Origin of the sequence: Klebsiella sp. HN106, from assembly GCF_051209435.1 — a bacterium.
In the GTDB taxonomy this organism is placed as follows: domain Bacteria; phylum Pseudomonadota; class Gammaproteobacteria; order Enterobacterales; family Enterobacteriaceae; genus Klebsiella; species Klebsiella oxytoca.
In genome coordinates this window covers 173,678-197,606 of record NZ_JBLURD010000007.1, presented here as the reverse complement: position 1 = coordinate 197,606, position 23,929 = coordinate 173,678, and the positions used below count along the sequence as shown (strand labels likewise).

At 56.2% G+C, this 23,929-nt stretch carries 25 protein-coding genes; 8 read left to right on the top strand and 17 right to left on the bottom strand.

Annotation, left to right across the window (positions count from 1 at the left end; translation table 11 throughout):
- The first annotated feature begins 5 nt into the window (after positions 1 to 5).
- Both ACSIPU_RS18185 and ACSIPU_RS18180 read left to right on the top strand, forming a co-directional pair.
- The gene (locus ACSIPU_RS18185) at positions 6 to 257 is read left to right on the top strand and encodes an acyl carrier protein (protein WP_004104899.1); all 252 of its coding nucleotides are present in this window, start codon (positions 6 to 8) and stop codon (positions 255 to 257) included.
- Between the two features lies 1 nt (position 258).
- Positions 259 to 990 carry an SDR family NAD(P)-dependent oxidoreductase gene (locus ACSIPU_RS18180; RefSeq protein ID WP_004114789.1) on the top strand — a complete coding sequence of 244 codons (732 nt, stop codon included), beginning with the start codon at positions 259 to 261 and terminating at the stop codon, positions 988 to 990.
- 23 nt (positions 991 to 1,013) lie between these two features.
- Here the strand turns inward: ACSIPU_RS18180 and ACSIPU_RS18175 are convergent, their stop codons facing one another.
- The 3 genes from ACSIPU_RS18175 to ACSIPU_RS18165 are packed head-to-tail and all read right to left on the bottom strand — an operon-like array spanning position 1,014 to position 3,466.
- Positions 1,014 to 2,210, bottom strand: coding sequence for an HD domain-containing protein (locus tag ACSIPU_RS18175; RefSeq protein WP_023321509.1), 1,197 nt, complete (start codon positions 2,208 to 2,210; stop codon positions 1,014 to 1,016).
- 34 nt (positions 2,211 to 2,244) lie between these two features.
- Positions 2,245 to 2,733, bottom strand: coding sequence for a hypothetical protein (locus ACSIPU_RS18170; RefSeq protein WP_004104893.1), 489 nt, complete (start codon positions 2,731 to 2,733; stop codon positions 2,245 to 2,247).
- Entirely contained in the window at positions 2,726 to 3,466 is a 741-nt protein-coding gene (locus ACSIPU_RS18165; RefSeq protein ID WP_004104891.1) for a winged helix-turn-helix domain-containing protein, read from the bottom strand. Before ACSIPU_RS18165 ends, ACSIPU_RS18170 begins: the two co-directional genes overlap by 8 nt.
- A gap of 171 nt (positions 3,467 to 3,637) precedes the next feature.
- On the opposite strand from ACSIPU_RS18165, the gene ACSIPU_RS18160 reads away from it, so the two are divergent.
- On the top strand, positions 3,638 to 3,958 hold the full coding sequence (locus ACSIPU_RS18160) for a FaeA/PapI family transcriptional regulator (RefSeq protein WP_004104889.1): 321 nt from the start codon (positions 3,638 to 3,640) through the stop codon (positions 3,956 to 3,958).
- A 765-nt stretch (positions 3,959 to 4,723) separates the two neighbouring features.
- Entirely contained in the window at positions 4,724 to 5,875 is a 1,152-nt protein-coding gene (gene fucO, locus ACSIPU_RS18155) for a lactaldehyde reductase (protein WP_004104888.1), read from the top strand.
- A 112-nt stretch (positions 5,876 to 5,987) separates the two neighbouring features.
- On the opposite strand, the gene ACSIPU_RS18150 is transcribed toward fucO, so the two are convergent.
- The 5 genes from ACSIPU_RS18150 to ACSIPU_RS18130 form a co-directional block, all read right to left on the bottom strand.
- The gene (locus ACSIPU_RS18150) at positions 5,988 to 6,767 is read right to left on the bottom strand and encodes a heme ABC transporter ATP-binding protein (protein WP_142471745.1); all 780 of its coding nucleotides are present in this window, start codon (positions 6,765 to 6,767) and stop codon (positions 5,988 to 5,990) included.
- On the bottom strand, positions 6,760 to 7,755 hold the full coding sequence (locus ACSIPU_RS18145; protein WP_004104885.1) for a FecCD family ABC transporter permease: 996 nt from the start codon (positions 7,753 to 7,755) through the stop codon (positions 6,760 to 6,762). The genes ACSIPU_RS18150 and ACSIPU_RS18145 overlap by 8 nt, the downstream gene beginning before the upstream one ends.
- On the bottom strand, positions 7,755 to 8,573 hold the full coding sequence (locus ACSIPU_RS18140) for a heme/hemin ABC transporter substrate-binding protein (RefSeq protein WP_142471744.1): 819 nt from the start codon (positions 8,571 to 8,573) through the stop codon (positions 7,755 to 7,757). The genes ACSIPU_RS18145 and ACSIPU_RS18140 overlap by 1 nt, the downstream gene beginning before the upstream one ends.
- Entirely contained in the window at positions 8,570 to 9,610 is a 1,041-nt protein-coding gene (locus ACSIPU_RS18135; RefSeq protein WP_142471743.1) for a hemin-degrading factor, read from the bottom strand. Before ACSIPU_RS18135 ends, ACSIPU_RS18140 begins: the two co-directional genes overlap by 4 nt.
- Before the next feature lie 71 nt (positions 9,611 to 9,681).
- Entirely contained in the window at positions 9,682 to 12,051 is a 2,370-nt protein-coding gene (locus ACSIPU_RS18130; protein WP_064343708.1) for a TonB-dependent receptor domain-containing protein, read from the bottom strand.
- Positions 12,052 to 12,266: 215 nt separating this feature from the next.
- Here ACSIPU_RS18130 and ACSIPU_RS18125 point away from each other — a divergent pair, with 215 nt between their 5' ends.
- Positions 12,267 to 12,551: a SelT/SelW/SelH family protein gene (locus tag ACSIPU_RS18125; protein WP_004104881.1), complete on the top strand. Its 285-nt coding sequence runs from the start codon at positions 12,267 to 12,269 to the stop codon at positions 12,549 to 12,551.
- A gap of 76 nt (positions 12,552 to 12,627) precedes the next feature.
- The gene (locus ACSIPU_RS18120) at positions 12,628 to 12,978 is read left to right on the top strand and encodes a nitrous oxide-stimulated promoter family protein (protein ID WP_004104880.1); all 351 of its coding nucleotides are present in this window, start codon (positions 12,628 to 12,630) and stop codon (positions 12,976 to 12,978) included.
- 177 nt (positions 12,979 to 13,155) lie between these two features.
- On the opposite strand, the gene sitD is transcribed toward ACSIPU_RS18120, so the two are convergent.
- From sitD to ACSIPU_RS18075, 9 genes are all read right to left on the bottom strand, one after another.
- Positions 13,156 to 14,010, bottom strand: a complete 855-nt coding sequence (sitD, locus tag ACSIPU_RS18115) for an iron/manganese ABC transporter permease subunit SitD (protein WP_024274613.1) — start codon at positions 14,008 to 14,010, stop codon at positions 13,156 to 13,158.
- Positions 14,004 to 14,852 (bottom strand): iron/manganese ABC transporter permease subunit SitC, encoded by an 849-nt coding sequence (gene sitC, locus ACSIPU_RS18110; RefSeq protein WP_024274612.1) that lies wholly within the window; start codon positions 14,850 to 14,852, stop codon positions 14,004 to 14,006. Before sitC ends, sitD begins: the two co-directional genes overlap by 7 nt.
- Positions 14,849 to 15,670, bottom strand: a complete 822-nt coding sequence (locus ACSIPU_RS18105) for a manganese/iron ABC transporter ATP-binding protein (RefSeq protein ID WP_004104877.1) — start codon at positions 15,668 to 15,670, stop codon at positions 14,849 to 14,851. The genes sitC and ACSIPU_RS18105 overlap by 4 nt, the downstream gene beginning before the upstream one ends.
- Positions 15,667 to 16,584 carry a metal ABC transporter substrate-binding protein gene (locus ACSIPU_RS18100; RefSeq protein WP_024274611.1) on the bottom strand — a complete coding sequence of 306 codons (918 nt, stop codon included), beginning with the start codon at positions 16,582 to 16,584 and terminating at the stop codon, positions 15,667 to 15,669. The genes ACSIPU_RS18105 and ACSIPU_RS18100 overlap by 4 nt, the downstream gene beginning before the upstream one ends.
- Positions 16,585 to 16,758: 174 nt before the next feature.
- Complete coding sequence (locus ACSIPU_RS18095) at positions 16,759 to 17,721, bottom strand: LacI family DNA-binding transcriptional regulator (protein ID WP_004104875.1); 963 nt, start codon at positions 17,719 to 17,721, stop codon at positions 16,759 to 16,761.
- Positions 17,722 to 17,777: 56 nt separating this feature from the next.
- Complete coding sequence (locus tag ACSIPU_RS18090; protein WP_004114773.1) at positions 17,778 to 18,692, bottom strand: ROK family protein; 915 nt, start codon at positions 18,690 to 18,692, stop codon at positions 17,778 to 17,780.
- 245 nt (positions 18,693 to 18,937) lie between these two features.
- The gene (locus ACSIPU_RS18085; RefSeq protein ID WP_004104873.1) at positions 18,938 to 19,252 is read right to left on the bottom strand and encodes a PTS lactose/cellobiose transporter subunit IIA; all 315 of its coding nucleotides are present in this window, start codon (positions 19,250 to 19,252) and stop codon (positions 18,938 to 18,940) included.
- A 23-nt stretch (positions 19,253 to 19,275) separates the two neighbouring features.
- Entirely contained in the window at positions 19,276 to 20,598 is a 1,323-nt protein-coding gene (locus ACSIPU_RS18080; RefSeq protein WP_004104872.1) for a PTS cellobiose transporter subunit IIC, read from the bottom strand.
- A gap of 9 nt (positions 20,599 to 20,607) precedes the next feature.
- Positions 20,608 to 20,922 carry a PTS sugar transporter subunit IIB gene (locus tag ACSIPU_RS18075; protein ID WP_004104871.1) on the bottom strand — a complete coding sequence of 105 codons (315 nt, stop codon included), beginning with the start codon at positions 20,920 to 20,922 and terminating at the stop codon, positions 20,608 to 20,610.
- A 174-nt stretch (positions 20,923 to 21,096) separates the two neighbouring features.
- Between ACSIPU_RS18075 and ACSIPU_RS18070 the strand changes: the two genes are divergently transcribed.
- Together ACSIPU_RS18070 and ACSIPU_RS18065 are read left to right on the top strand one after the other, a co-directional pair.
- Positions 21,097 to 22,368, top strand: coding sequence for a PTS cellobiose transporter subunit IIC (locus ACSIPU_RS18070; RefSeq protein ID WP_016809474.1), 1,272 nt, complete (start codon positions 21,097 to 21,099; stop codon positions 22,366 to 22,368).
- Positions 22,369 to 22,591: 223 nt separating this feature from the next.
- The gene (locus tag ACSIPU_RS18065) at positions 22,592 to 23,929 is read left to right on the top strand and encodes a maltoporin (protein ID WP_004104869.1); all 1,338 of its coding nucleotides are present in this window, start codon (positions 22,592 to 22,594) and stop codon (positions 23,927 to 23,929) included.

Sequence of the window (23,929 nt, the reverse complement as noted above, 5' to 3'; positions counted from 1 at the left end):
AATTTATGATTCCCTATGATGAAGTTCTGCAAAAAGTGTGTGAAATGATTTGTGACGCCAAGGACCTGGAGCCGGATGAGGTGGATGAGAATACGCCGCTGGTTCGCTTAAAGTTAGATAGTCTGGACTACGTCGAGCTGATGGTGCTGGCAAAACGTGAATTCAATATTACCCTGGAAGCGGACTGGTTTATTCAAAATCCGGGGATCACGCTGGGTGAACTGTGTCAGCACATCAGCAAAGAGTCAGGCAGCTGATATGGCGCAAAAATGGGTGCTGATTACCGGCGGCAGCCGGGGGATAGGCCGGGCGCTGGTCGCCGGCCTGGCGCAAAACGGGAACGTGGTGTTTACCGGGCGCAATGAAGCGGCGATTAACGCCACTCTGGCGGAGTGTGAAAATTCATCGTATCAGGTGCAAGGATACGCCTGCGACGGCAACGACGAGTCGCGGGTTGAAGAACTTGCTCAGGCGCTGCTGGCCGAGCGGGGCGCACCGGAGGCAATTATTCACAATGCCGGAATGGCTCGCGATGGCCTGCATATTCACCAGAACGCCGCGCTATGGCGCGAGGTGCTGGACACCAACGTTATCTCAATGATGAACTGGAACCGGGTTCTGCTGCCGGCGATGTTGATGCAGCGGCGCGGCTCCATCGTGATGATGTCGTCGGTCAGCGCCTTCAAGGGTAACGTCGGGCAGACGGCGTATGCGGCGAGTAAAGCGGCGATGAGCGGCATTGCGCGTTCGCTGGCGCTGGAGATCGGGCGCTTCGGCATTCGGGTAAACTGCCTGGCGCCGGGCCTGATCCGCACGGAGATGCTGGAAGAGATACCCGCGCAAAAATTGAAAGAGATGCGCCAGTCGATACCTCTGCGCAGATTGGGCGAAACGGATGATGTACTGAAGGCCGTGGCGTTTTTAATCGGCGAGGGGAGTGAATATATGACCGGACAAACTCTGATTCTGGACGGCGGATTAAGCGCCTGAGGACGTTCAGGCGGGGTGGCTCTTTACGCGGAGCTGGTGAGTTGCTCAACGCGATTCACCAGCTCTTTTATTTCTCCCGCAGTTGCGCGATAGATCTGAATAATTTGTGAAGCGTGCTGCGCGATAGGCGACAGCATAAACGAGGGAATTTCATTTCCCGGGTTATTTTTAATTAACTGGGCCAGCGATTTTTCTTCTCCCTTCGGCCCGCTCAGGGCATGGACCAGCAGTCGACTAACCGTAATGAGCAGGGCTTCCGTTTGTAGCGATTCAGCGTGCCATTTAGAGGACGCATTACGATTTTGCATGGCTATCCATTCAGTAATATCATCAATTCCTTCAATACTATAGAGAGAGGCTTCTGCTCTGCCTGGCGAAGCGGATCTCGCTGGCGGCGGGCTATGATCCAGGCAGGAGATATTATGCAGCAATCCGCCAATCTCAACTTTTAGCGTTTGCGTCGCGCTCATTTCCATGGTGGTCGCCAGATAGCCGGCAATATGGCCGACGGCCGCGGAGTGCCACGGCGTCTGCTGGCTGAACTGATCGACAATAAAAGAGACCAGTTCAGCAATATCGCGGAGGTTATGTAAAGAGATGGTATCGTTATGCACGCCAGGAATCGCTTTGATGTAATCGCGATAGTCGGTGGAGGCCATGACTGACCAGAAATGTTCATCGGCGGAAAGCGTTCTGAACGCCTGGACGTACTCTTGTTTATAGAGAATATTCGCCCCGGCGGCGACGATGTCGACCAGCTTTTTGCTTAAAAATGCGATATGACTGGTACGGTGCTGGCAATAAAGTACATCCAGCCGGTCGGCGAAGAACAGCAGGTGACTCTCTTCGGGGACCAGTTCTCCTTCAATATAATGTCCAAGACCGTTGCGCCAGTGGGTGTGATGATAGCGAACAATCCTGTTAAGAGGACGAAACAACGGGATGCGGCTAAGCAATTCGCTGCCGATAAGCGCGTGGTTGTTATGCTCGTTATCGATGTAATTTAGCGGCTCAAGACGTGATTTTTCATTTAACCCACCGACATCGTGAATTAGCGCCGCCAGAATGGTTTTACGCCGCTGGGCCGGAGAGAACTCCACTAAATTAGCCAGATGTGATGCGATAAACGCCGTTCTGACATGGTGCAGGTTCAGCCGGGGGTTAATCATATCAATGATATTGGCGATGCTGGCTAATGTCGGAAGTAAATGTATCGTCATGATATCGTTTTAATTAAAATTAATGAGATGAATCTCAATCAATGATGGTTTTCTGACGGCGACAACCATATTGTGGAAACTTTTGGGTGCCTAACAAAATAGTATCATCATTGACGTGATTTATATAGATGATTTTATCATTAGTTCGGCTTCCAAAGAGATTTTTTTGCGCAATATCTTCTGGCGTATTATCAGCGTGGTGGCGAATGACTTGCGAGTCTTTTATATAAAAAAGATGGCTGGGAACGATGTTTCTTTTTAATGTGATGGCGATAGTGCGTGAGACGATATATTTATCGCCATTGCTGGTGAGTAAACCCTCCAGATTGATTAAAAGATGGTTTTTGAAAAGTTCTGCGGATAGCAATCCTTGGGAGCGAAGAATGTTCTCATTTATATTCTCCGTCAAATCGTAGCGTGATTCACAGGAAAATGAGTCCTCAGAACTGAAGTTTAGGTACAGGGTTGAAAATAGTATCAGCGCGAACGAACAGGCGGAAAATATCAAGGCATATTTACGCATTTTTTATTTCCTTATAGTAATAACTATGGCATTGCTGGTCTTTAATGTCGCACTCAAGCATGAAGATATCCATGTAAATACCTAATCCCTGCTCCTGATTCATTTGTCGGTTAAAGAAGTAGATTTTCTTTGGCGTGGAACAGTCCAGCCCCGAGGTAAAGAGCTTTTTATTCCTGAGTATTTCTGTCACCGGGATAGCTTCGGAACCATAAATAGTGCATTTATCTTGGGTGAACATGAGCTTAGCTGTTTGTTTTTTATAGATAAAAAAATAAGAGAGCAGCATCGCGACTGCTGCGAACGCGATCAGTAACATCGCCGCTTTGCAATGTTGTTGCAGCAAGTTACGCTCAGGCAGCTGTGGAGAAAGGGTTGGCAGTGTGATAGAGGAAGAGTAATCATTGTCGGTAGTGATAATGACATCCTCAGAAATTTTAAAGCCAATTCGCGGTACCGTAATAATCACATTCTTTTCAATACCCAGATCCGCAAGGCTGCGACGCAGCGTTGAGATGTACTGATTAAGATTACTATTAGATGGCCTCGCGCCATATTTTTCAAACACCGTCTGGAAAATATCAACCCGCGAAATAATATCCCCCCGGTATTGCAACAGACTAGTAAGAAGGCGAGTCGAAGTGGCGGAGAGTTCAATACAATCGCCGGTCAAGAGATTGACCAGAGAGGCCTCCTCAGTATCAAATGTAATAAATCCCTCTATATCGAACCGCATTTTTATCTCCACACGGAATTAAAAATTCACTCTTTATATCAGGTTTTTTATCATAAAAAAAAGTGAATTTCAGATAAATGTACTGTTTAAGTTGAAATTTAAAGTTAATGTTGCCGTTTTTATGGGGTCATCCCATACTCCCAAGCACTGAATGACAGAAGGAGCTGACTCATGAAGATTGCAATTTCACCCAGTACGCCAGATTCACATCATGGTTCGCTAACCGCAGTTGAGAGTTTAAGAACATTGATGACCACAATGGGCATCAATAAATTCTCCGGGGTGAACGTACCAGAGCAGGAGTATATTCTTTATGTATTGAAAGAACATGAGCCTGAGGGGTTACTTACTCGTGAGTTAGCGGACAGGTGCGAAATGTCAATATATAAGGTCAGACATTTACTACTGCCGTTAGAGAAGTATGGTCAGGTGATCAGAATAAAGGTTAACAAACATCATAAGTGGTATTTTTATAATAAACATATTGACTAAAGGTCATACTAACAAGAGGCTGTGATGTTTGCAATAAATATAGAAATCTTAGGCGTTTTTTGTTTTTTTTAAGGTTTTTTGAGAGTCGATATCTCGCAAATAATAGAGAAAGTTCTTAATGCTGATATTTTTTTCTTACTCGTAACAAGTCATTTCGCTATTCAGAGGGTGATAAATTTTTATCAGCGATGATAGATAATTCTTAGAGGGTCATTTGAGCGAAGGACGATGATCGCAGGAGGGCTTTTTTTGTTGATGAAATGACACGCTTGTTTCTGATATGTTAAATTGGCGGCCGGGTTGTCAGATGAGCATAACGACAGAGCGCAATGAGCTAAGGATGCCGGTAGCAAAGGTAGAAAAATGAAAATCCCGATCCTGGCTCTTCTTTATGTACTTCGGTTGAGTGGCGTCCTCATTCCTGTTTTGGCACTTGCTGATAAAATATCTATTTTCCCGGGAAGCGATGTTGATCATAGAAAACAAAATAATGTGATCCAGTTCAATAATATTTATCTGAGAATAGTGGTTGGTTGCTGCTTATATTGAGGGGCGAAGCTTATCACTCGATTAAGCGCAGGGAGTCGCTGATGTCCAATATACTGGACTCACTTTGTTGTATATGACCGATACGTGAATTTACTGCGCCAACGTGCAGAGCAATTAGGGTGTTATTTGATATGAAATAATAAAATGGCTGCGTCAGTCACGTTACTGTAGGGCTAAATATTATGGTTATCAAACACTCGAATTGAGGGAGCACAAATGGCTTACAGAATGATTTTAAACGAAACCTCTTATTTTGGCCCAGGTTCGATTCGTTGTATCGTAGATGAAGTTAAAAAACGCGGCTTCAAAAAAGCGCTGGTGGTCACGGATAAGGATCTTATTCGTTTTGATGTAGCAACCAGGGTGTTCGCTATCCTCGACGGCGCCGGATTGCCCTACAGCGTCTTTGATGAAGTGGTCCCGAATCCCACGATTGAGGTTGTGCAGCAGGGCGTAGAGGCGTTTAAACAGTCAGGCGCCGACTACCTGATCGCGATCGGCGGCGGCTCGCCGCAGGATACCTGTAAGGCAATAGGCATTATCATTAATAACCCCGAATTTGCCGACGTTCGCAGTCTCGAAGGCGGGGCGGATACGAAAAACGCCGCCGTACCGATGATTGCCATCCCAACGACCGCCGGTACCGCGGCGGAAGTCACCATCAACTACGTAATAACTGACGTACAGAATCGCCGCAAGTTTGTTTGCTACGACCCGCATGATATCCCGGTGGTAGCGATCATCGACGCCGAAATGATGAGCAGCATGCCTGCCAGCCTGAAGGCGGCCACCGGCGTTGATGCCCTGACCCACGCCATTGAAGGCTATATCACTAAAGGCGCATGGGAATTAACCGACATGCTGCATCTGAAGGCCATCGAGGTGATTGGCCGCTCGCTGCGCGCTTCCGTACAGGGCGACGCGCAGGGCGCGGAAGGGATGGCGCTGGGGCAATATATTGCCGGGATGGGTTTCTCCAACGTCGGTCTGGGGCTGGTTCATGGTATGGCTCATCCGCTGGGCGCTTTTTACGGCACGCCGCACGGTGTGGCTAATGCGGTGCTGCTGCCGCATATTATGGCTTATAACGCCGAATTTACCGGCGAGAAGTATCGCGACATCGCGGTTGCGCTTGGTAACAAGTCGGCGGCAACCCTGCCGATTGCCGAAGCGCGTGCCGCGGCAATTGAGGCGGTGGCGCAGCTGAATCGCGACGTCAATATTCCGGCGCGCCTGCGCGACGTGGGAATGAAAGAAGAAGATATTGATGCTCTGGCCGCCGCGGCCCTGGCGGACGTGTGTACCGGCGGCAACCCGCGCGATACCAATCTGGAAGAGATTAAAGCGCTCTATCGGCAGATCTTCTAATTTGCCAATCACAACGAAGCCGGTAAAGGTATCGGCTTCGTTGTTTATCAAGGAACGTTTTCACAGGACGGGCAGAGCGTTAGCCTACGCCCGGCACAATCATTTCCTCAGCTCACGGCGCCAGATACACCTGCGGAACGGCCGCATCGGGATGTTTGCCCGTGCTGACCTCCGCGCCGTACCAGCGGCTGATAATCGGCTGCTGGATCACCTCCTGCGGCGTGCCCTGAGCCACCAGTTTCCCCTGATGCAGCAGCAGAATCCGATCGGCCCATAGCGCTGCGAGGTTCAGATCGTGCAGTACCACGCAGACGTGCAGGCGGCGGCTGCGGGTCAGGCGTTTGAGCAGGCGCAGCAGGTGCTGCTGGTAATAGAGATCCAGCGCCGAAGTGGGTTCATCAAGGAACAGCCAGCCCTCGGGGGCGCCGTCGCGCCAAAGCTGCGCCAGGCAGCGGGCCAGCTGCACCCGCTGCTGCTCGCCGCCGGAGAGGGTAGGGTAGCGTCTTCCGGCCAGATGATCGCACCCGGTCTCTTTCATTACCAGGCAGATCATCTCCTGGTTTATCGCGCCGCCCCACGGCGAGCGCCCCATAGCGATAATCGTTTCTATCGGCCAGTCTGCGTGCAACTGGGTGCGTTGCAGCATCACCGCCCGGCGGCGCGAAAGCGTTTCTGCCGACCAGCTCTCCAGCGGTCGGCCTTCCACCACCCGTTCGCCCTCGTCGGGCGTTAAATAACCGGTCAACAGGCGCAGCAGGGTCGATTTACCGGCGCCGTTGGGGCCAATCAATGCCGTCATCTCGCCGCCGCAAAGCTGGAGCGAAACATCATGAATAATCAGCCGGTTACCCAGACGCAGCGAAAGCGAACGCGCGCTATAGCGGTTATCCATGAGCCCCTTTCTCCCGACGAAAAATCAGCCACAGAAACCACGGCGCGCCGAGTACGCTGGTCAACAGCCCGACCGGCATCTCGGCGGGAGCGGCAACGGTGCGCGCCAGCGTGTCGGCCAGCAGCAGCAACATTGCGCCGCACAGTAGCGAACCGGGGACCAGGCCGCGGTGGTCCGGCCCCAGCCACATCCGCATCAAATGCGGCACCACCAGTCCGATAAAACCGATAATGCCGCTGATGGCCACCGCCGACGCCACCAGCAATGCGCTGCACAGCAGCAGCAGCCGCTGCAGGGCGCGAACGTTGACGCCGAGATAGTGCGCCTCTTCATCGCCCAGCTGCAGCAGGTTGAGCCGCGAAGCCATCGCCCACACCACCAGCGAGGCCGGGATCATCAGCGTGGCGGCCACCAGCAGCGTCGACCATTCCGCTTGCCCGAGGCTGCCCATCCCCCAGAGGGAAAGCTGGCGCAGCTGGGTATCATTGCTGATCCACGAAAGTACCCCGACCAGCGCGCCGCACAGGGCATTAATGGCGATGCCGACCAGCAGCAGGCGCGAAAGCGAGGCGTCGCCCGCCCGGCTGAGAATAAAAATTACCACCATCACCGCCATGCTGCCGATAAACGCCGCCAGCATCGGGGCGTACAGCGCCACGAGCGCCGGCACCGACAGGGGCAGTACCAGCCAGCAGGCGACCGCCAGCGCCGCGCCGCTACTAATGCCTAGCAGCCCGGGGTCGGCGAGAGGGTTGCGAAACAGCCCCTGCATCACGCAGCCGGAAAGCGCCAGCGCGGCGCCGACCAGCAGCGCCAGCAGCACTCGCGGCAAACGAATGGTCAGCCAAATACTCCTCAGGATTTCATCGCCGGAGGGCAACAGGCTGGCTAATGGCAGGCGCATTGCGCCCAGGGTCGTGGCGAGCAGCGTCAGGACAATCAGCAGCAGCGTCATTAACCACAGATGACGGGCAGGGTGGGTGCGCATCAGGGCAGATGCTCCGCTTTTTGCCGTAACGCGAGCACCGCCTGCGGGGTACGCGGGCCAAAGCCGAGCAGGGCCATATCATCTATCACCAGCACCTGCTTATTGCGCCCCGCTGGCGTCTGCGCCAGTCCCGGCAGTTTCCAGAGCCCGGCTTCGCCGCCCATGCCTTTCAGCCCATCGGCGGAGATCACCACCAGGTCCGGTTTACTGGCGATAACGCCCTCCTGCGACATGCTGCGATAATGGTCGAAGCTCTGCATGGCATTCTCTAACCCGGCCGCCCTGATTGCCCCATCCGCTGCGGTTTGTTTCCCGGCCACCATGGTATTCATGCCGCCGTGGCTGAGGATAAACAGCACCCGCTTGTTTACAGGCTGGGAAGGAATTTGCGCGATCTGCTGAAGAAGCTTGTGGCGCAGAGCTTTTCCTTCGCTCTGCTTACCGAGGGCGTCGGCAATCACGTCAATTTTTGCTTCGATTGCCGGAAGGTCGTAGCCGCCCGGCACGTTGACGACCTTAACCTTATTCTCTGCCACCTTTTTCAGCACCAGCGAGGGCTGCGCCTGGGCGCTGGCCAGCACCAGCGTCGGGCGCAGGGAGAGGATGCCCTCGGCATTCAGCTGGCGGATATAACCCACATCCGGCAGGCTCTGCGCGGCGGCAGGCCAGGTGCTGGTGCTGTCTTTCGCCACCAGCTGCCGCTGGGCGTTGAGGGCGTAAACCACCTCCGTGACGTCTCCGCCGAGTGACACAATGCGCTCGGCGGCGGCGCTGGCCAACAGCGGGAACGCCGCAAGCAATATCAGCCAGCGCTTCATGCGATGAGTCCTTCGGTAGTCAAACGATCGACCTGCGCACGCCACTGCGCCTGCTCCGGATGGCCTTCGCTGCGTTGACCGAACAGCTGTGCGATCTGCGTGCCATCTTTGGCGAACAGCTCGACGCTGGTGACGTGGCCGTCAGAGGTCGGTTTGCGGGTCACCCAGATTTCATCCACGCTCTCCTCGCGCAGATGCAGGGTAAAAGCGGTGTTGAAGATATTCAGCCAGCCGCGCATCGGAGCGACTTTTTCCAGCGCGCCGGTGAAGATCTGCACGCAGCCGCGGTTGCCGACAAAAATCATGATCTCGTTGCCGTCCTGGCGGATGGTTTCCAGCAGGCCCGGCAGCGTCTGGTTGTCAATGCGGCAGGCGAGGTCGTCGCTGACCAGGCGGAAAGCCTGCTGGCGCGACAGGTTATATTTTCTCAGCAGGCCGAAGAACTGGTGGACGTCGGTCATGGCGCGCCATTCGTTTTCCAGCGCCTCGCCGTCGGCGGAGTCGGCAAATTTCAGCGGATCGGCCGGGCGAATCGCCAGCGGGGCAGGCGATTGCTGCGTCTGCGCGACAATCAGCGCATCCCAGGCCGCCATGTCGGTATTTTCAGTGGTGTAAACCTTGAGCAGCGCGTCGCCGTGCGGATCAAAGAACTGGATGCTCTGGCGGCCGTTGTCGTTCAGGCGAAAAGCGCTGGCCCACTGGCTCAGAAACAGGCGCAGGTCGAGGGCGCGCGGATTTAGCACCAGTCCGGCGTGGCCGCTTAAATGCTGATGGGTAAATTCGCCGACCTGTTCATGCACCGCGTATTCGTTGCGACAGATGCATTTGGTTTCCCCCACGGCTTCCAGTGCCGTCAGGATGGCGCGGGCGTCGTTCTGCAGACGTACGGCGTCGTAGCCCAGGCGGGCTTCGGTTAGCTCCGCTTCGCTAATCCCCATTTCGGCGGCGATATCGCGGGCGTATTTCGCGGAAGATTGCGCTTTCGTGGTCAGGTAGCGTTGCCACAGCGGGGCATGTTGCGGTTGGGTGTTTTGCATAATTCACATCCTTCTCTACGATGAGTTTCCCCGGCGCGCGGCCGGGGAGCAGGTTTCTTATTATTGGCCGGTCAGAAATCGACGTTCACGCCCAACTGCCAGGTACGGCCAGGCATCACCGCCAGCGCTCTGTCGTTGGCGTCCTGATTCGTCGCCGTTTCGATATTGCGGCTGCTCAGATAATCCCAGTATTTACGATCGGTAATGTTGTAAACGCCGCCGTTCAGGCGCACGTTCTTCGCGACCTGCCAGTACGCGGTCCAGTCCAGCATGCCGTAGCCCGGAACGCGCATATATTCGTTGGTCGAATCGGTAATGGCGGAACCGGTGTTGGTATAGCTTTCACGGTTGGTGGCGGTGGCGCGCTTGCCCTTAACAAAGGTGGCGGTCAGCGCGGTGCCATACACTTTTGCCGGATCGTCCCACGCCACGCCGACGATAGCCTTCATTGGCGCGACGCTATCGAGGTCAACGTACTTGTCGCCGCTGTAGCTGGATTTCGATTGCCCCTCGCTATAACCGTAAGCGAGAGTGGCGCTCAGGCCGTTAACCTCTTCAAACCAGGTGCCAAAGTTGAATTTAGCGCTGATTTCGCCGCCGTAGATATAGGCTTTATCGCGGTTTTCCGCCTGGTAAATGGTGTAGATGTTCGACGGAACGCTGGCGAACTGCAGCGGATTATTGGCGCGGGTGTAGCGGGTATAGGCGATAAAGTTCTTATAGGTGTTGTAGAACAGCGCGGTGCGCATGGTGATGCCTTCCGTCACTTCGCCTTTCATCCCCCACTCAACGTTATCGCTGGTTTCGGTTTTCAAATCGGTGTTGCCGATCAGCGCATACTGGGCGCGTCCGGCGTAGCTGGAGCCGAGGTTCCAGGAACCGTACAGCTGGCTGGCGTTAGGGAACTGCGCGCCGCGCTGATACTGCAGATAAGTCATCAGGCGCGGAGTGATATCGTACTGCAAGACCAGCGACGGCAGCGCCTGGGTATCAGCGTTCTTACCGTACAGATTTGACACGTCGGAACCGGTCAGTACGCTGCTGTTGTTGGCCAAATCGGAGACGTTTTCCGGTTTGGTCGACTGATGCATCACACGAATGCCCGGGATAACCGCAAAGTTATGGCCGTCGAGATCGAAGTTAATTTTGTCCTGCAGGAAGCCGGCGACGATATAGCCGCGGCTATCGGCGTCCGGCTGCATAATCTGGCTATAAGCGCTCGGGGTTGGCGACTGGGTTAACGGCCGCTGGGTTTTCGTCGTGCTGGCGTTAAAACCGGCGCTCAGATCGTGGCGGCCTATCGATTTCGCCAGCGCGCTCTGAATACCCCAGGTGTCGGTGTCATAGTCGGAGCTCACCGTTTGCATCGCGCGGGTGATGCTGTCGGGCATATAGGTCCAGTCGTGGGCCTCGGTATGCTGGTAGTAGACTTTAGTCGATACGCTGTCGATATAATCATTCATCGGCGTCCAGTCATCTTTCAGACTCAGGCCCCAGCGACGGGTCTGACTGGTCTGGTTTGACGTGCCGATAACGCTGTTGCCGCTGGAGTCCCAGGCGTCGTAATGGGTGTGGTTCGTTTTATGGTAATAATCGAAGGTGCTGGTGAACTTATGCTCGTCATTCGGCTGCCAGATCCCGGAGGCCATAAAGGCGTCCGAGTGCCAGTTTGCCGGATAGGAATCAACGGTCCCGCTGTTATTTTCCGTCTCCTGACCGTCGCGACGGCTGTAGACGAAGATCCCGCGCAGGGTCTCGTCGCCGCCGGCAACGGTGACGCCGTTGTGCCAGCTGCGATCGGATGAGTCGTAGCCGCTGCGGTAGCCGAAGGCGCTGGTTTTGCCCGGATGCAGATAGTCATCCGCAGATTTCGGACGGAAAGAGACGTTGCCGCCGATGGCGCTGTTGGCGGTTTCTGTTGATGTCGCCCCGGACTGAATATCAATGCTGCCGTACATATAGGGGTCAATATAGTCGCGACCCATACCGAAGGTATTGAGGCCCGCGCGGCTGGCGTAGCTGCGTCCGGTGGCGTTCGGCTGGGCAATGCCGTCGACGTCGATCCCGACGCGGTTGCTCTCCATGCCGCGAATATTGTAGCCGGTATAGCCGCCGCGGTCGAAGCCGCTTTTGCCGTTGCCGGAACCGCCGCTGGCGCCGGTGGCGCTAATCAGCGGCTCGTAGCGCATGATCGAGCCAAAGTCGTTGGCCCCTTTATCCTGCAGCTCCTGAGCGCTGATCGAATGTTCGCTGCCCGCTTTCAGCAACGGCGCCGGCGCGGTAACGGTCATCCGTTCCGAGCTGTCATCAGTCGATGCGCTGCTGGTGATTTTCGCGGTGGTATCAGCCGCCCCGGCGGAAGTCTGATAAATTGCTGTAAGCAAAGAAGTCACCAGCAGGCTTTTCTTGAACCATGCTGTTGATTGAGTGGAGTTATACATAGTAGCCACGCCTTGATAATTATTAGTATTGGCTCACGCGTTACTTCCAGAGTGCAGGTGTGTCCCGTTATTCCGTTACTGGACGTTTTTTCTCCATGCTTGTTGATTGCGAATGGTAATGATAGGTATTATCGTTTGCAACAAAATAATCATGTATTCTTCAATTAATCTGCAAGTTGTTTACAATTTGCCCTTTTACTGACAGCGAGAAGCCGATGAGCCACAAAGCCGCGATTACCATCACCTACTGTTCTCAGTGCAACTGGATGCTGCGCGCCAGCTGGATGGCCCAGGAGCTGCTGCACAGCTTTAGCACCGACATCGCTTCGGTCACGCTGGTGCCGGGGACCGGCGGGATCTTCGTGGTCGCCGTTGATGATGTGCAAATCTGGGAGCGCAAGCAGGACGGAGGTTTCCCCGATGCGGCGGAGCTCAAGCGCCGGGTACGCGATGTATGCTTCCCGGAAAAACCGCTGGGGCACCTGGACAAGCCGGCATAATCCTCAGGGAGTATGGGGCTGCATCGCCCTCTCTGAATGTGTATTATGAATACATCTTTTTCGGGAGGAACAGGCGATGGCGGGCAAACGTATTGCGCGGGAAAAAAAGACCATTAGCAGCATGATCGCGCTCTACCAGCGCCGCTGCCCGGAGGCCCGTGACGATACCGAACACTATCAGGCGCTCAACGCCTATGCCGACAAGCGGCTGGATAGGTGCGTATTTGGCGAAGAAAAGCCGGCCTGCAAGCAGTGCCCGGTGCACTGCTATCAGCCCGCGAAACGCGAAGAGATGAAGCAGATTATGCGCTGGGCGGGGCCGAGGATGCTCTGGCGGCATCCGATCCTGACGATTCGCCACCTGATCGATGATAAACGCCCGGTGCCGGAGTTACCGGAAAAGTATCGACCCAAAAAGCCGCAATAAACTCCCCGGCTTGCGCTGCGCTTAGCCGGGCTACAATTCGTGCGGTCTGTAGCCCGGATAAGGCGTCAGCCGCGATCCGGGGCCTCGCTGGCCTAAAAAATGGCGAATTTTCCCCGGAGGCGATGCTGCGCATCTGTCCGGGCTACGTCCTACGGGAGAGGTAGGCCGGATAAGGCGTCAGCCGCGATCCGGGGCCTCGCCGGAACGGGCTGTGGTCTGACTATCGCGAACCGACGTCCAGACAAACGCGATAACGAACAGGACGGTAAACAGCACCACAATGGTCGGCGCCGGGGCGCTGTCGAGATAAAACGACAGCCACACGCCGCCCAGCGAACAGCTTAACGCTATCGCCACCGCCAGCAGCAGGGCGCTGACAAAACGTCGCGTCAGCAGCAGAGCGATCGCCCCCGGCGCTATCAGCAGCGAAATCGACAAAATGATCCCCACCGCTTTCAGCGTCGCCACGATGGTCAGCGCAATCATGCACAGTAGCCCATAATGCAGCAGCCCGCAGTGCAATCCGCTGGCCTTCGCTTGCTGCGGGTCAAAGGCGTGCAGCAGAAAATCACGCCACTTAAACCCGATAATCAGTGCTATTCCCAGTGCGATCAGCGACGTTTGCGCAATATCGCCGGCGCAAATTCCCAGCATATCGCCAAACAGAATATGATCGAGATGCACCTCCGACTGAATCGACACGTACAGCACCAGGCCCGCGCCAAACATCCCGGAAAACACGATGCCCATGATCGTATCGCGTTTAATGCGGCTGTTATCGTCGAGATAGCCGGTGGCGATGGCGCAGAATAACCCGGCGATAAACGCGCCGATGGCGAAGGGGATACCGAGGATATACGCTACCACTACCCCCGGAAAAATCGCGTGGCTCATGGCATCGCCCATCAGCGCCCAGCCTTTGAGCACCAAAAAGACCGACAGCAGCGCGCAGGGAACGGCAACGATCGTCGACACCAGCATGGCGTTGACCATAAAGGAGAACTGAAAAGGTTCAAGCAGCGCGCTCAGCATGAGGCCTCCCTGGCGCGGCGACGGCTGGCGAGCAGGCCGTGCTTCGGCGCGAAAACAAAAGCGGCTAAAAACAGCAGCGTCTGGGCGACGACGATAATCCCGCCGGTCGCCCCGTCCAGATAGTAGCTCAGCCAGGCGCCGAAAAAGCTGGTCAGGCTGCCAATCGCAACGGCAATCGCCAGCAAGCGCGGGAAGCGATCGGTCAACAGCCAGGCGGTGGCACCGGGCGTCACTACCAGACAAATCACCAGAAACGCGCCGACGGTTTGCAGCGCCGCCACGGTACAGGCCGCCAGCAGGGTAAAGAACAGCAGCTTTAACCCGCTGGTGTTGAGGCCAATCGAACGAGCGTGGCTTTCATCGAAAAAGGTCACCATCAGGTCTTTCCACTTCAGCAGCAGAATCGCCATCGAAATAAAGCCAATCGCCGCCAGCTGAATAATATCCTCCGGGGCAATTGCCAGAATATTGCCGAGAATAATGGTCTGGATATTCACCGAGGTCGGATTCAGCGACATCATAAACAGGCCAATACCGAAAAAAGAGGAGAAGATCAGGCCGATAATCGCGTCTTCCTTCAGCTTCGAGCGCTGGTTAAGAAACAGCATGCTGCCCGCGGCCAGCCCGCCGGAAAGAAACGCCCCCAGCGCAAAGGGCAGACCGAGCATATAAGCGCCCGCCACGCCGGGGACAATGGAGTGGGAGAGGGCGTCGCCAATCAGCGACCAGCCTTTGAGCATCAAGTAGCAAGAGAGAAATGCGCACACCCCGCCTACCAGGGCCGAAACCCACATCGCATTCAGCATATAGTGATAACTAAACGGCTCCAGCAGCCAGCTCATCTTTCGCCCCCCGCCGCCCGGCGGCTGATAAATGGCCGCTCATCGTCGGTAATAATCCGCTCTTCCGCGCCGCTCAGCACCACGTGGCGCAGCACGCCGCTAAACGCCAGCTCGAGGTTTTCAGCGGTAAAGGTGCTTTCCGTCGGGCCGCTGGCCAGCACGGTACCTTTGACCATCACCGTGTAGTCGCAGAATTCGCTTACCGAACCGAGGTTGTGAGTGGAAACCAGCATGGTGCAGCCTTCGTCGCGCAATTCCCGCAGCAGCTCGATGATGCGCGCTTCGGTCTGCACGTCGACGCCGGTAAAGGGTTCATCCAGCAGGATGACTTTTCCCTGCTGAGCGATAGCGCGGGCCAGAAAGACGCGTTTTTTCTGGCCGCCGGAGAGTTCGCCGATCTGACGATGGCGGTACTCGCTCATGCCGACCCGCGCCAGGGCGGCGTCGACAATCTCATGGTCACGCGGTTTGGCCCGCCGTAGCCAGCCCATATGGCCGTAGCGCCCCATCATTACCACATCCTCCACCAGTACCGGGAAGGACCAGTCCACCTCTTCCGCCTGCGGAACGTAGGCGACGAGATTCTGCCGCAGAGCGCGATTAACCGGCTGACCGAGAATCGCAATATCGCCCTTTCCGACGCGCACAAAGCCCATCAGCGCTTTAAACAGCGTCGATTTTCCCGAGCCGTTCACGCCGACCAGCGCGGCGATAGAGCTGCGCGGGACGCAGAACGAGGCATCGCGCAGCGCGGTGTGGCCGTTGCGGTAGGTGACGCTGACGTTGTTGACCGCGAGGCCCGGCTGCTCATGGCTCATGCCTGTTTCCTTAGTCCGTCGTTGATGCCCTGGACGATGGTTTGGGTCGTAACGCGCAGCAGGTCGAGGTAGGTCGGCACCGGGCCATCGGCGGTACTCAGGGAGTCGACGTACAGGACGCCGCCGTAGTGGGCGCCGGCTTCCCGGGCCACCTGACGCGCCGGTTTATCGGAAATGGTGCTTTCGCTAAAAATGGTCGGGATGCGCTCTTTCTTCATGGTGTCGATGGTTTTGCGCACCTGCTGCGGGGTACCCTGCTGGTCGGCGTTGATCGGCCACAGATAGCGCTCCTGCAGGCCGTTATCGCGGGCCAGGTAAGAAAACGCGCCCTCGCTGGTCACCAGCCAGCGCTTATCCTGCGGCAGCTTCGCCAGTTCCGCCTTCAGCGGCGCCATGGTCTGACGGATCTTCTCTTTGTATGCTTCGGCGTTGTGGCGATAGGCGTTGGCGTTTGCAGGATCGTATTTCACCAGCGCGTCGCGAATATTATCGACATAGATCAGCGCGTTGTCCGCCGACATCCACGCGTGCGGGTTGGGTTTGCCGTTATACGGCCCTTCGCTGATGCCCATCGGCTGAATGCCGTTACTGACCACCACTTCCGGTACGCCGTTTAAGTGCTGATAGAAGCGGGCGAACCACAGTTCAAGATTCAGGCCGTTGGCGAGGATGAGCTGCGCGCCCTGCGCGCGTTTGATATCCCCGGGGGTCGGCTGATATTCATGGATCTCGGCCCCCGGTTTGGTGATGGAGCTGACGTCGGCGGCGTCGCCCGCGACGTTTTGCGCCATGTCGGCGATCACCGTGAAGGTGGTAATCACTTTAAATTTCTCTTTGGCCTGGACGGGGGCGACGGCCAGCAGCGCCAGAGTCGCGGCAAACATCAGATGCTTCAAAGGTGGCAGGTGCAGCATAAGGTCCCTCACAACGTTGCGGTTAATTAATCATCATTTATAGCCATTGCTATGTTATATAGCATAAGCTATTTATAAATGAAAATAATTCTTATTTAGATGTGAGGCGAATGATTAGCGTTGAAACCAGCGGCGCGTGCGGAAAAGGCCCGGCCAAAGGGCCGGGCGCTAAAATCAGGAGAGATCGGCCACCGACTGGCGGGGGATCAGGCGGCCCGCCAGCGTGCGCCCTTCGGGAGAGAAGGCGGGGCGCTCGTCAATCAGGTTGCGGATACGCTGCAGGCAGTTCTCCATCAGCTGCTCCAGCGGCCAGGAGATACAGGTCAGCGGCGGATTCAGCAGCGAGGCGAGGGGAGAATCCTCCAGGCTCAGCAGCGAAACCTCCTGCGGTACGGCGATGTTGAATTCGCGCAGCAGGCGCATCGCTTCGGCGGCGTAGCGGTCGCGTTTCACGATAATCACCGAGTATTTGCTGAAGCTGTTGATCAGCGTCAGCAGCGCCTGTTCAACGTTGTCGTTGGCCGCCAGCATCAGCTGCCGGTTAAAAGGGATGGAGTAGTTTTGCAGGACGTTGCGATAGCCTTCGAGCATCTGGCGGCTGGCGTCATCGCTGTCGCTATCAATAAGCAGAGCGATATTGCGATGGCCTTTGCCGATCACGTAGCGGCAGGCGCTTTCGGTAGCAAAAGCGTAGTCATAGCCCTGATTATTGACCCCGGCAATGCTGAAACGGTCAAAAGAGATCACGTTGCGCGGCGCATCCGCCGGGACGGCGCCGAGTACCACTACCGCCACGCACTGACGCTGTAGATCATCGACGACCGCCGCCTGTTCCGCCGCATCCGTGACGTACTGAACAATCAGGTTCTTATTCAGCCCCTTAAGCGCTAATGAAAGCATCGGCAGCAGGCGCGCGCCGCTGCTTTCATCGTTTGCCGGGATCACCAGCCCCACGTGATTGGATGTTTGACTGGCGAGGTTTTGCGCGGCAAAGCTCGGGCGGTAGTTAAGTTCTTCTACCGCGCGCAGCACCGCTTCCCGGCTCTCTTCGCGCACGCCCCGGGTGCCGGTCAGCACGCGGGATACCGTCGCTCGGGAGACATTCGCTAATCTTGAAACATCATCAATGGTTGGCATGGCTTTTTCTGTGTGAATATTTTCGCCTAGCTTAGCATACCTGCTGAAAAAAGTGTCTACCGGCGGGGGCCTTCAGCAGCGGCCAGAACCGGCAGCCAGGCCGCGCCGCGCACGCCGCTGGCGTCGCCGAAGCGCGCCTTTTTGATCTGCGTTCGGCAGCTGTCGGAAAAGAGATACGGGACGATGGCCGACGGCAGCTGCTCGTAGATTTGCCCGACGTTGGAGAGCCCGCCGCCCAACACAATCACCTGCGGATCGAGGATATTGATTACCGAGGCCAGGCTGCGGGCGAAAGCGTCAATAAAATGCCACCAGTGGGCCAGCGCCTGCGGTTCGCCGTTTTGCGCGGCGGCGATAATCGCTTCCGCAGGCGCCTGTTCGCCGTAGCGGCGGGCAAAGCCGGTGCCGGAAATAAAGCTTTCGATGCAGTTCTCTTTGCCACAGTAGCAGGGCTGCGCCGGACCGTCGCGCTCGGGGCAATAGCCCGGCAGAGGATTGTGTCCCCACTCGCCAACGATGGCGTTAGGCCCGCTGAGTAGCCGTTGGTTCACCGCGATGCCGCCGCCGCAGCCGGTACCGATAATAACGCCGAATACGGTCGTTGCCCCCGCGCCCGCGCCGTCCACCGCTTCAGAGAGGGTGAAGCAGTCGGCATCGTTCGCCATCCATACCGGTTGACCAAGTTCCCGCATCAGGTCATGACGCAGGTCGTGGCCGTTGAGCACCAGACAGTTACAGTTTTTAATCAGGCCGCTTTGCGGGTCGATAGCCCCCGGCAGGCCGATGCCGATAGTAAACGGCCGTTCGCTCCAGTCGCTGACGGTCGCAATCAGCCCGAGCAGTTGCTGCATAAACGCCTGATAGCTCTCTTTATGCGTCGGACGGCGCTGGCGATAGACGCATTCGCCCGCCGCGTTGAGCAGGACGGCTTCCATTTTGGTGCCGCCAATGTCTAAACCCAGATGTAGCATAGTTATCCTTAATCGTGGTCGACGGTTTCCCGGGCCGCGACGTTATCCGCGATGCCAGCCGGTTTTCTCCGGGAGGGCGCTACGCGTGCAGTCCGGGTAACCCGGCTAAGCGCAGCGCGAGCCGGGAAGTCAGCCAGGTGACATGAGCATTTACCGTTTTCCCGGGTTGCGGCGTCAACGCCTTACCCGGGCTACGTCATCCGCGATGCAGGCCGGTTTTCTTCTCTCCCCTGGAGAGGGGAGCCCTACGCGTGCAGCGGCCGCGAGCGGTAAATGGCGATCAGTTCGCCGATCAGCTCTTTCGCCAGAATCGAGGTCATCAGATGATCCTGAGCGTGAACCATCACCAGGGTCATTTTGGTTTTACCCTCGCCTTCGTCGGCTTCAATCAGCTGGGTCTGTACCCGATGCGCTTCGCGGGCAAAATGCGCCGCTTCTTTCATTTTTTCATCGGCGGCGGCGAAGTCTCCCGCTTTAGCGCAGCTCAGCGCTTCGTAGCACAGGCTGCGCGACTGCCCGGCGTTGATGATAATACCCATCACCTGTTCTTCTAATTCCATGACAAACCTCTGAATAGTATGAATTATGCGGACTGCGGCGCGCCTTCAGCCTGGGCGGCGGCGTTAGCGTGCTCCTGCTCCAGCAGCTGTTTTTCGTAGGCTTTGAGGAACGGCAGATACATCACCATCGCCGTCGCCATACAAATCAGGCACATGATCACCGGGCTAAAGCTCCAGTTTGCCGCCCAGGAGGCGCCGATAGGGGCCGGCGTCGTCCACGGCGTCATCGACACCACGCGGCTGACCAGGTCCAGCTTCAGCGCAAAGTAGGCCAAGGTCGCGTTGACCATCGGCACCAGCACGAACGGCAGGAAGAACAGCGGGTTCATGATGATCGGCGCGCCGAACAGAATCGGTTCGTTGATGTTAAATACGCCCGGCACCACGCCCATCCGGCCAATCGTCCGCAGATGCACGGCCTTGCTGCGCAGCAGCATCAGCGCCAGCGGCAGGGTGGAGCCGACGCCGCCGATCAGCAGATAGTGATCCCAGAAGCCCTGGACATAGATATGTGGAATCGCGGTGCCTGCGGCCATCGCCGCCTGGTTGATCGACAGATTCGCCATCCAGAACGGATTCATAATCCCGGTGACGATCAGCGCCCCGTGAATGCCGGCAAACCACAGCACCTGGCACACCAGTACCGACAGCAGGATCGCCGGTAGGGTATCGGACGCCGCCACCAGCGGTTTCACCAGCGACATGATCGCTTCCGGGATGATCATGCCCAGCTGCGCTTCGATAAACAGGTTCAGCGGATGCAGCGTCAGCACGATCGCCAGCACCGGGATCAGGATCTCGAACGAGCGCGCCACGCCCGCCGGAACTTCAGGCGGTAGACGGATCGTAATGTTATGGCGTTTGAGAAAGGCGTACAGCTCGGTAGAGTAAATCGCCACCAGAATTGCGGTAAAGATCCCCTGGCCGGAGAAGTAGGCGGTAGAGATCTGGCCATCTTTCAGCGGCGCGGCCACCAGCAGAAACGACATCAGCGACAGCATCCCGGCGGTCAGCGAGTCCAGGTTATGGTGCTTCGCCAGGCTGGCGGCGATCCCGACGGCGATAAACAGCGTCATCACCCCCATGCTGAAGTTAAACGGCAGCATCAGCGCATCGCGATGATCGAGCGAAAATTGCAGCCAGGCGCGGGCAAAGCCCCACGTCGTATCCGGGGAGAACGGGGGGAAGATAAACACCAGCAAAAACGAGCCAACGATCATAAAGGGCAGGGCGGTAATGAAACCGTCGCGGATGGAGGTGACGTATTTTTGCTGGCCGATCGCCCCCGCCATAGGCGTGATCTTCTGTTCAATCACGGCGATCAGCTTCGCGTACAGAGAGCTCATGATCTTTCCTTAATTTTTGTTATCGATAAGGGAAAGCGCGAAATCCAGCACGGCGCCGCCTTTCTGCATGCCGTAATCCATCATGTTGATGGGTTCCACGCGGATCCCGTATTTATCAGCCTGTTTTTGCAGATCTTTCTGCATGTATTTCACCTGCGGCCCCAGCAGGACCACCTGGTAATGGCCGACCTGTTGATCGAACTCCGCGACGCCAAAGGCGTTGATCTCTACCGGCAACCCGCGCTGCTCGGCCTCGGCGATCATTTTTTTCACCAGCAGGCTGGTGGACATGCCCGCGGAACAGCACAACATTATCTTTTTCATATATCGCTCCTGATGAGTGGGATGCGCCGACTATAGTCACAACGGATATAAAACGGAAAGCGCTTTCCGTTTGTGGATTTATTTATTGTGACCACGATCACCTATGACGGGCTTTTACTTTACACAGGAGTGCGCGATCATCCTGGCGACTACTCTCTTCTGAAAGGCAGGATTATGAACATTCAGTTAATGAATGTTGCCGTCGATATCATCGAGCAGCGGCTGGCACCGCTGGCCAACGTTCTGACGCGCAATAACCACATTACGGCGATGCGCGACAGCTTTGCGCTGGCGATGCCGTTTGTGATCGTCGGAAGTTTGCTGGTGCCGATTTTGTTTCCGCCCGTTTCCATCGACGGCGCATCGGCCTTTGGCCAGTTCTATTTCCAGCTGCGGCCTATTCTGCTGCCGACTTTTGAACTGACTATCGGGCTGGTGGCGCTGATTGTGGCCTTCGGCGCCAGCGCCAGTCTTGCCAAGCAGTACCGGCTACCGGAGCGGCTCTGCGGGCTGACCGGCTGCCTGGCGTTTTTGCTGTTTATCGGCTTTCGCGACAACGGCGCGACCAATATTTTTCTTGGCGGAATGGGGATTTTTACCGCGCTGATATCGAGTACTTACTCCATTGAAATTGTACGCTTTTTCTATAAGAAAGGCTGGTGCATCCGCCTGCCGGAAGAGGTACCGGTGATGACCCGTAACGGCTTTCAGCTACTGATTCCGCTGCTGGTGGTGATGCTCTCTATTAGCGTCATTAACGCGCTGCTGTTGCAAAGCACCGGGCGCATTTTACCGGAGCTGATTAGCGAAGCGGTGCGGCCGCTGGTGGTGGCCTCCGATACCCTAACCGCGGTTTTAATATCGTTATTTATCTGCAACCTGCTTTGGTTTGTCGGTATTCACGGCGCGCTAATTATCACCGGGATTATGAACCCGTTCTGGATGACCTATCTGTTTGAAAACCAACAGGCGCTGGCCGCCGGTTCCGCCACGTTACCGCATATTTACCTGCAGGGATTCTGGGATTTCTACCTGCTAATCGGCGGTATCGGCTCGACGCTGCCGCTGGTTTTTATGGCGATGCGCAGCCGTTCCCGGCAGTTGAAAAGCGTCGGGAAAATTGGCCTGCTTCCCTCGCTGTTTAACATTAATGAGCCGATATTGTTCGGCTTTCCGATTATCATGAACCCGGTTTTTCTGCTGCCGTTTATTTTTGTGCCGCTGATAAATGCCTGTATCGCCTGGTATTTAACCCATTTGGGGATTCTCGACCGGGCGGTGGCGATGCTGCCGTGGTCGATGCCGGCGCCGCTCGGCGCGGCGTGGTCAGCCAACGGTAGCTGGAAAAACTTATGCATGTGCCTGTTCGCTATTTTTAACGCCTGGATGCTCTATCGCCCGTTCTTTAAGGTCTACGAACGCCAGCTTGCCGACGCTGAACGCTAAGCTTTTCGCCTGTCTGCCCCAGCCCGCCCTGCGCGGGCTTTTTTATTTCTGCCAGAATATGTGAACTCCATCACGAATATTTGCCCGCTATCGTTAAATTTGTGAACTCATCCGGCAATTACGGAAAGCGCTTTCCGTTTGTGGATGTACATTTCCTTTTTTGATCCGTAAATTTCCTCCCGTTCTCAGGCAGTGTTAATAAAAAAATAACCAAGGATAAAAAATGATCAGGCTAAATCATTCAATACCTCTGTCTTTACTTGCCCTTGCGGTGATGAGCGACTGCGCCAGCGCCGATCCGAAGTACGATTTTATGCTGCATGGCTATATCCGTTCAGGGATCCTTGCCAACGCCGACGGCAATCGCGCTGACTCCGTTGGCCTGATGCCGGACGGCAAGTGGCGTCTGGGCAACGAAGAAGATACCAAGATCGAACTGATCCCAACGGTGACGTTAACCTCGGACAGCGGCGTGGTGGCAAAAGTCCAGGCCAACATCACCCATCAGTCAAAATGTACCTCTGACTGGAACTGTCAGGACGACGACGGGCATGATGTGCAGTTCCGCGAAGGTTTTGCCGAACTGTCCAACCTCGACTTTGCCCCGGAGATGACCTTCTGGGCCGGTAAGCGCTACAGCAGCTCCAACACCTCCAGCCATCAGTTTGACTGGGAGTACATTCAGTACAACGGCACCGGCGGCGGCTTCGACAATATGGATCTTGGCTTCGCGCGCTTCGATGCCGGGGTTTACGCCTTCTCGCCGACGGACGAAACCAAAGCCTACCCGGTCGACAAAGGCGATCAGGGCTATCCGGATGACTACTCGCTCAACCTGTGGCTGAAAAAGATCGGCGGCACCGGCTTCGATCTTGAGCTGATTGGCCACCACATGAACCGCAACGAGAAGCACCCGACCTCGGCGGAAAAAGGCTACGGCGTGACCGGCGTTTACAACTTTGACGGCTTCTACGGCCTGACCGGCGGCTACTCTCGCGTGGTCTTCCAGTACGGACGCGGCCTGGCGGCGGGAGACTCGCTGGGTAAAAACGGCTGGGGCTGGGCAAACCTCGACGATACCCAGTCCTGGCGCGTGGTGCTGGATAACATGGCCTCGCTCGGCGACTGGGAAATCTCCACGTTTGCCTACTATCAGAAAGACAAAAACTACCGCTGGTGGACGGAAGACGCCGAAGGCTGGGGGCGCACCAGCTGGGTGGCGGGGATCCGCCCGTATCAGCAGATCACCAAAAACTTCGCCATGCAGTACGAGCTGGGCTACGAATATCTCGACGATAAAAACTACAAAGGCGTGGACGGCAAAGGCAAAGGCGGCCTGACTAAAGTGACCATCGCGCCGACCCTGACCTTTGATTCCGGCTTCTGGACGCGCCCGCAGCTGCGCTTCTTCGTCACTTACGCGAAGTGGGATAAGGGGGTCTCCGACGCGCTGGACGGCAACTACGACTGGAGCACCAATACCCTTTCCGCTGGTAGCTACTCGCGCAGCGGCGACACCGATACGCTGAACTTCGGCGTGCAGGCCGAAGTCTGGTTCTGA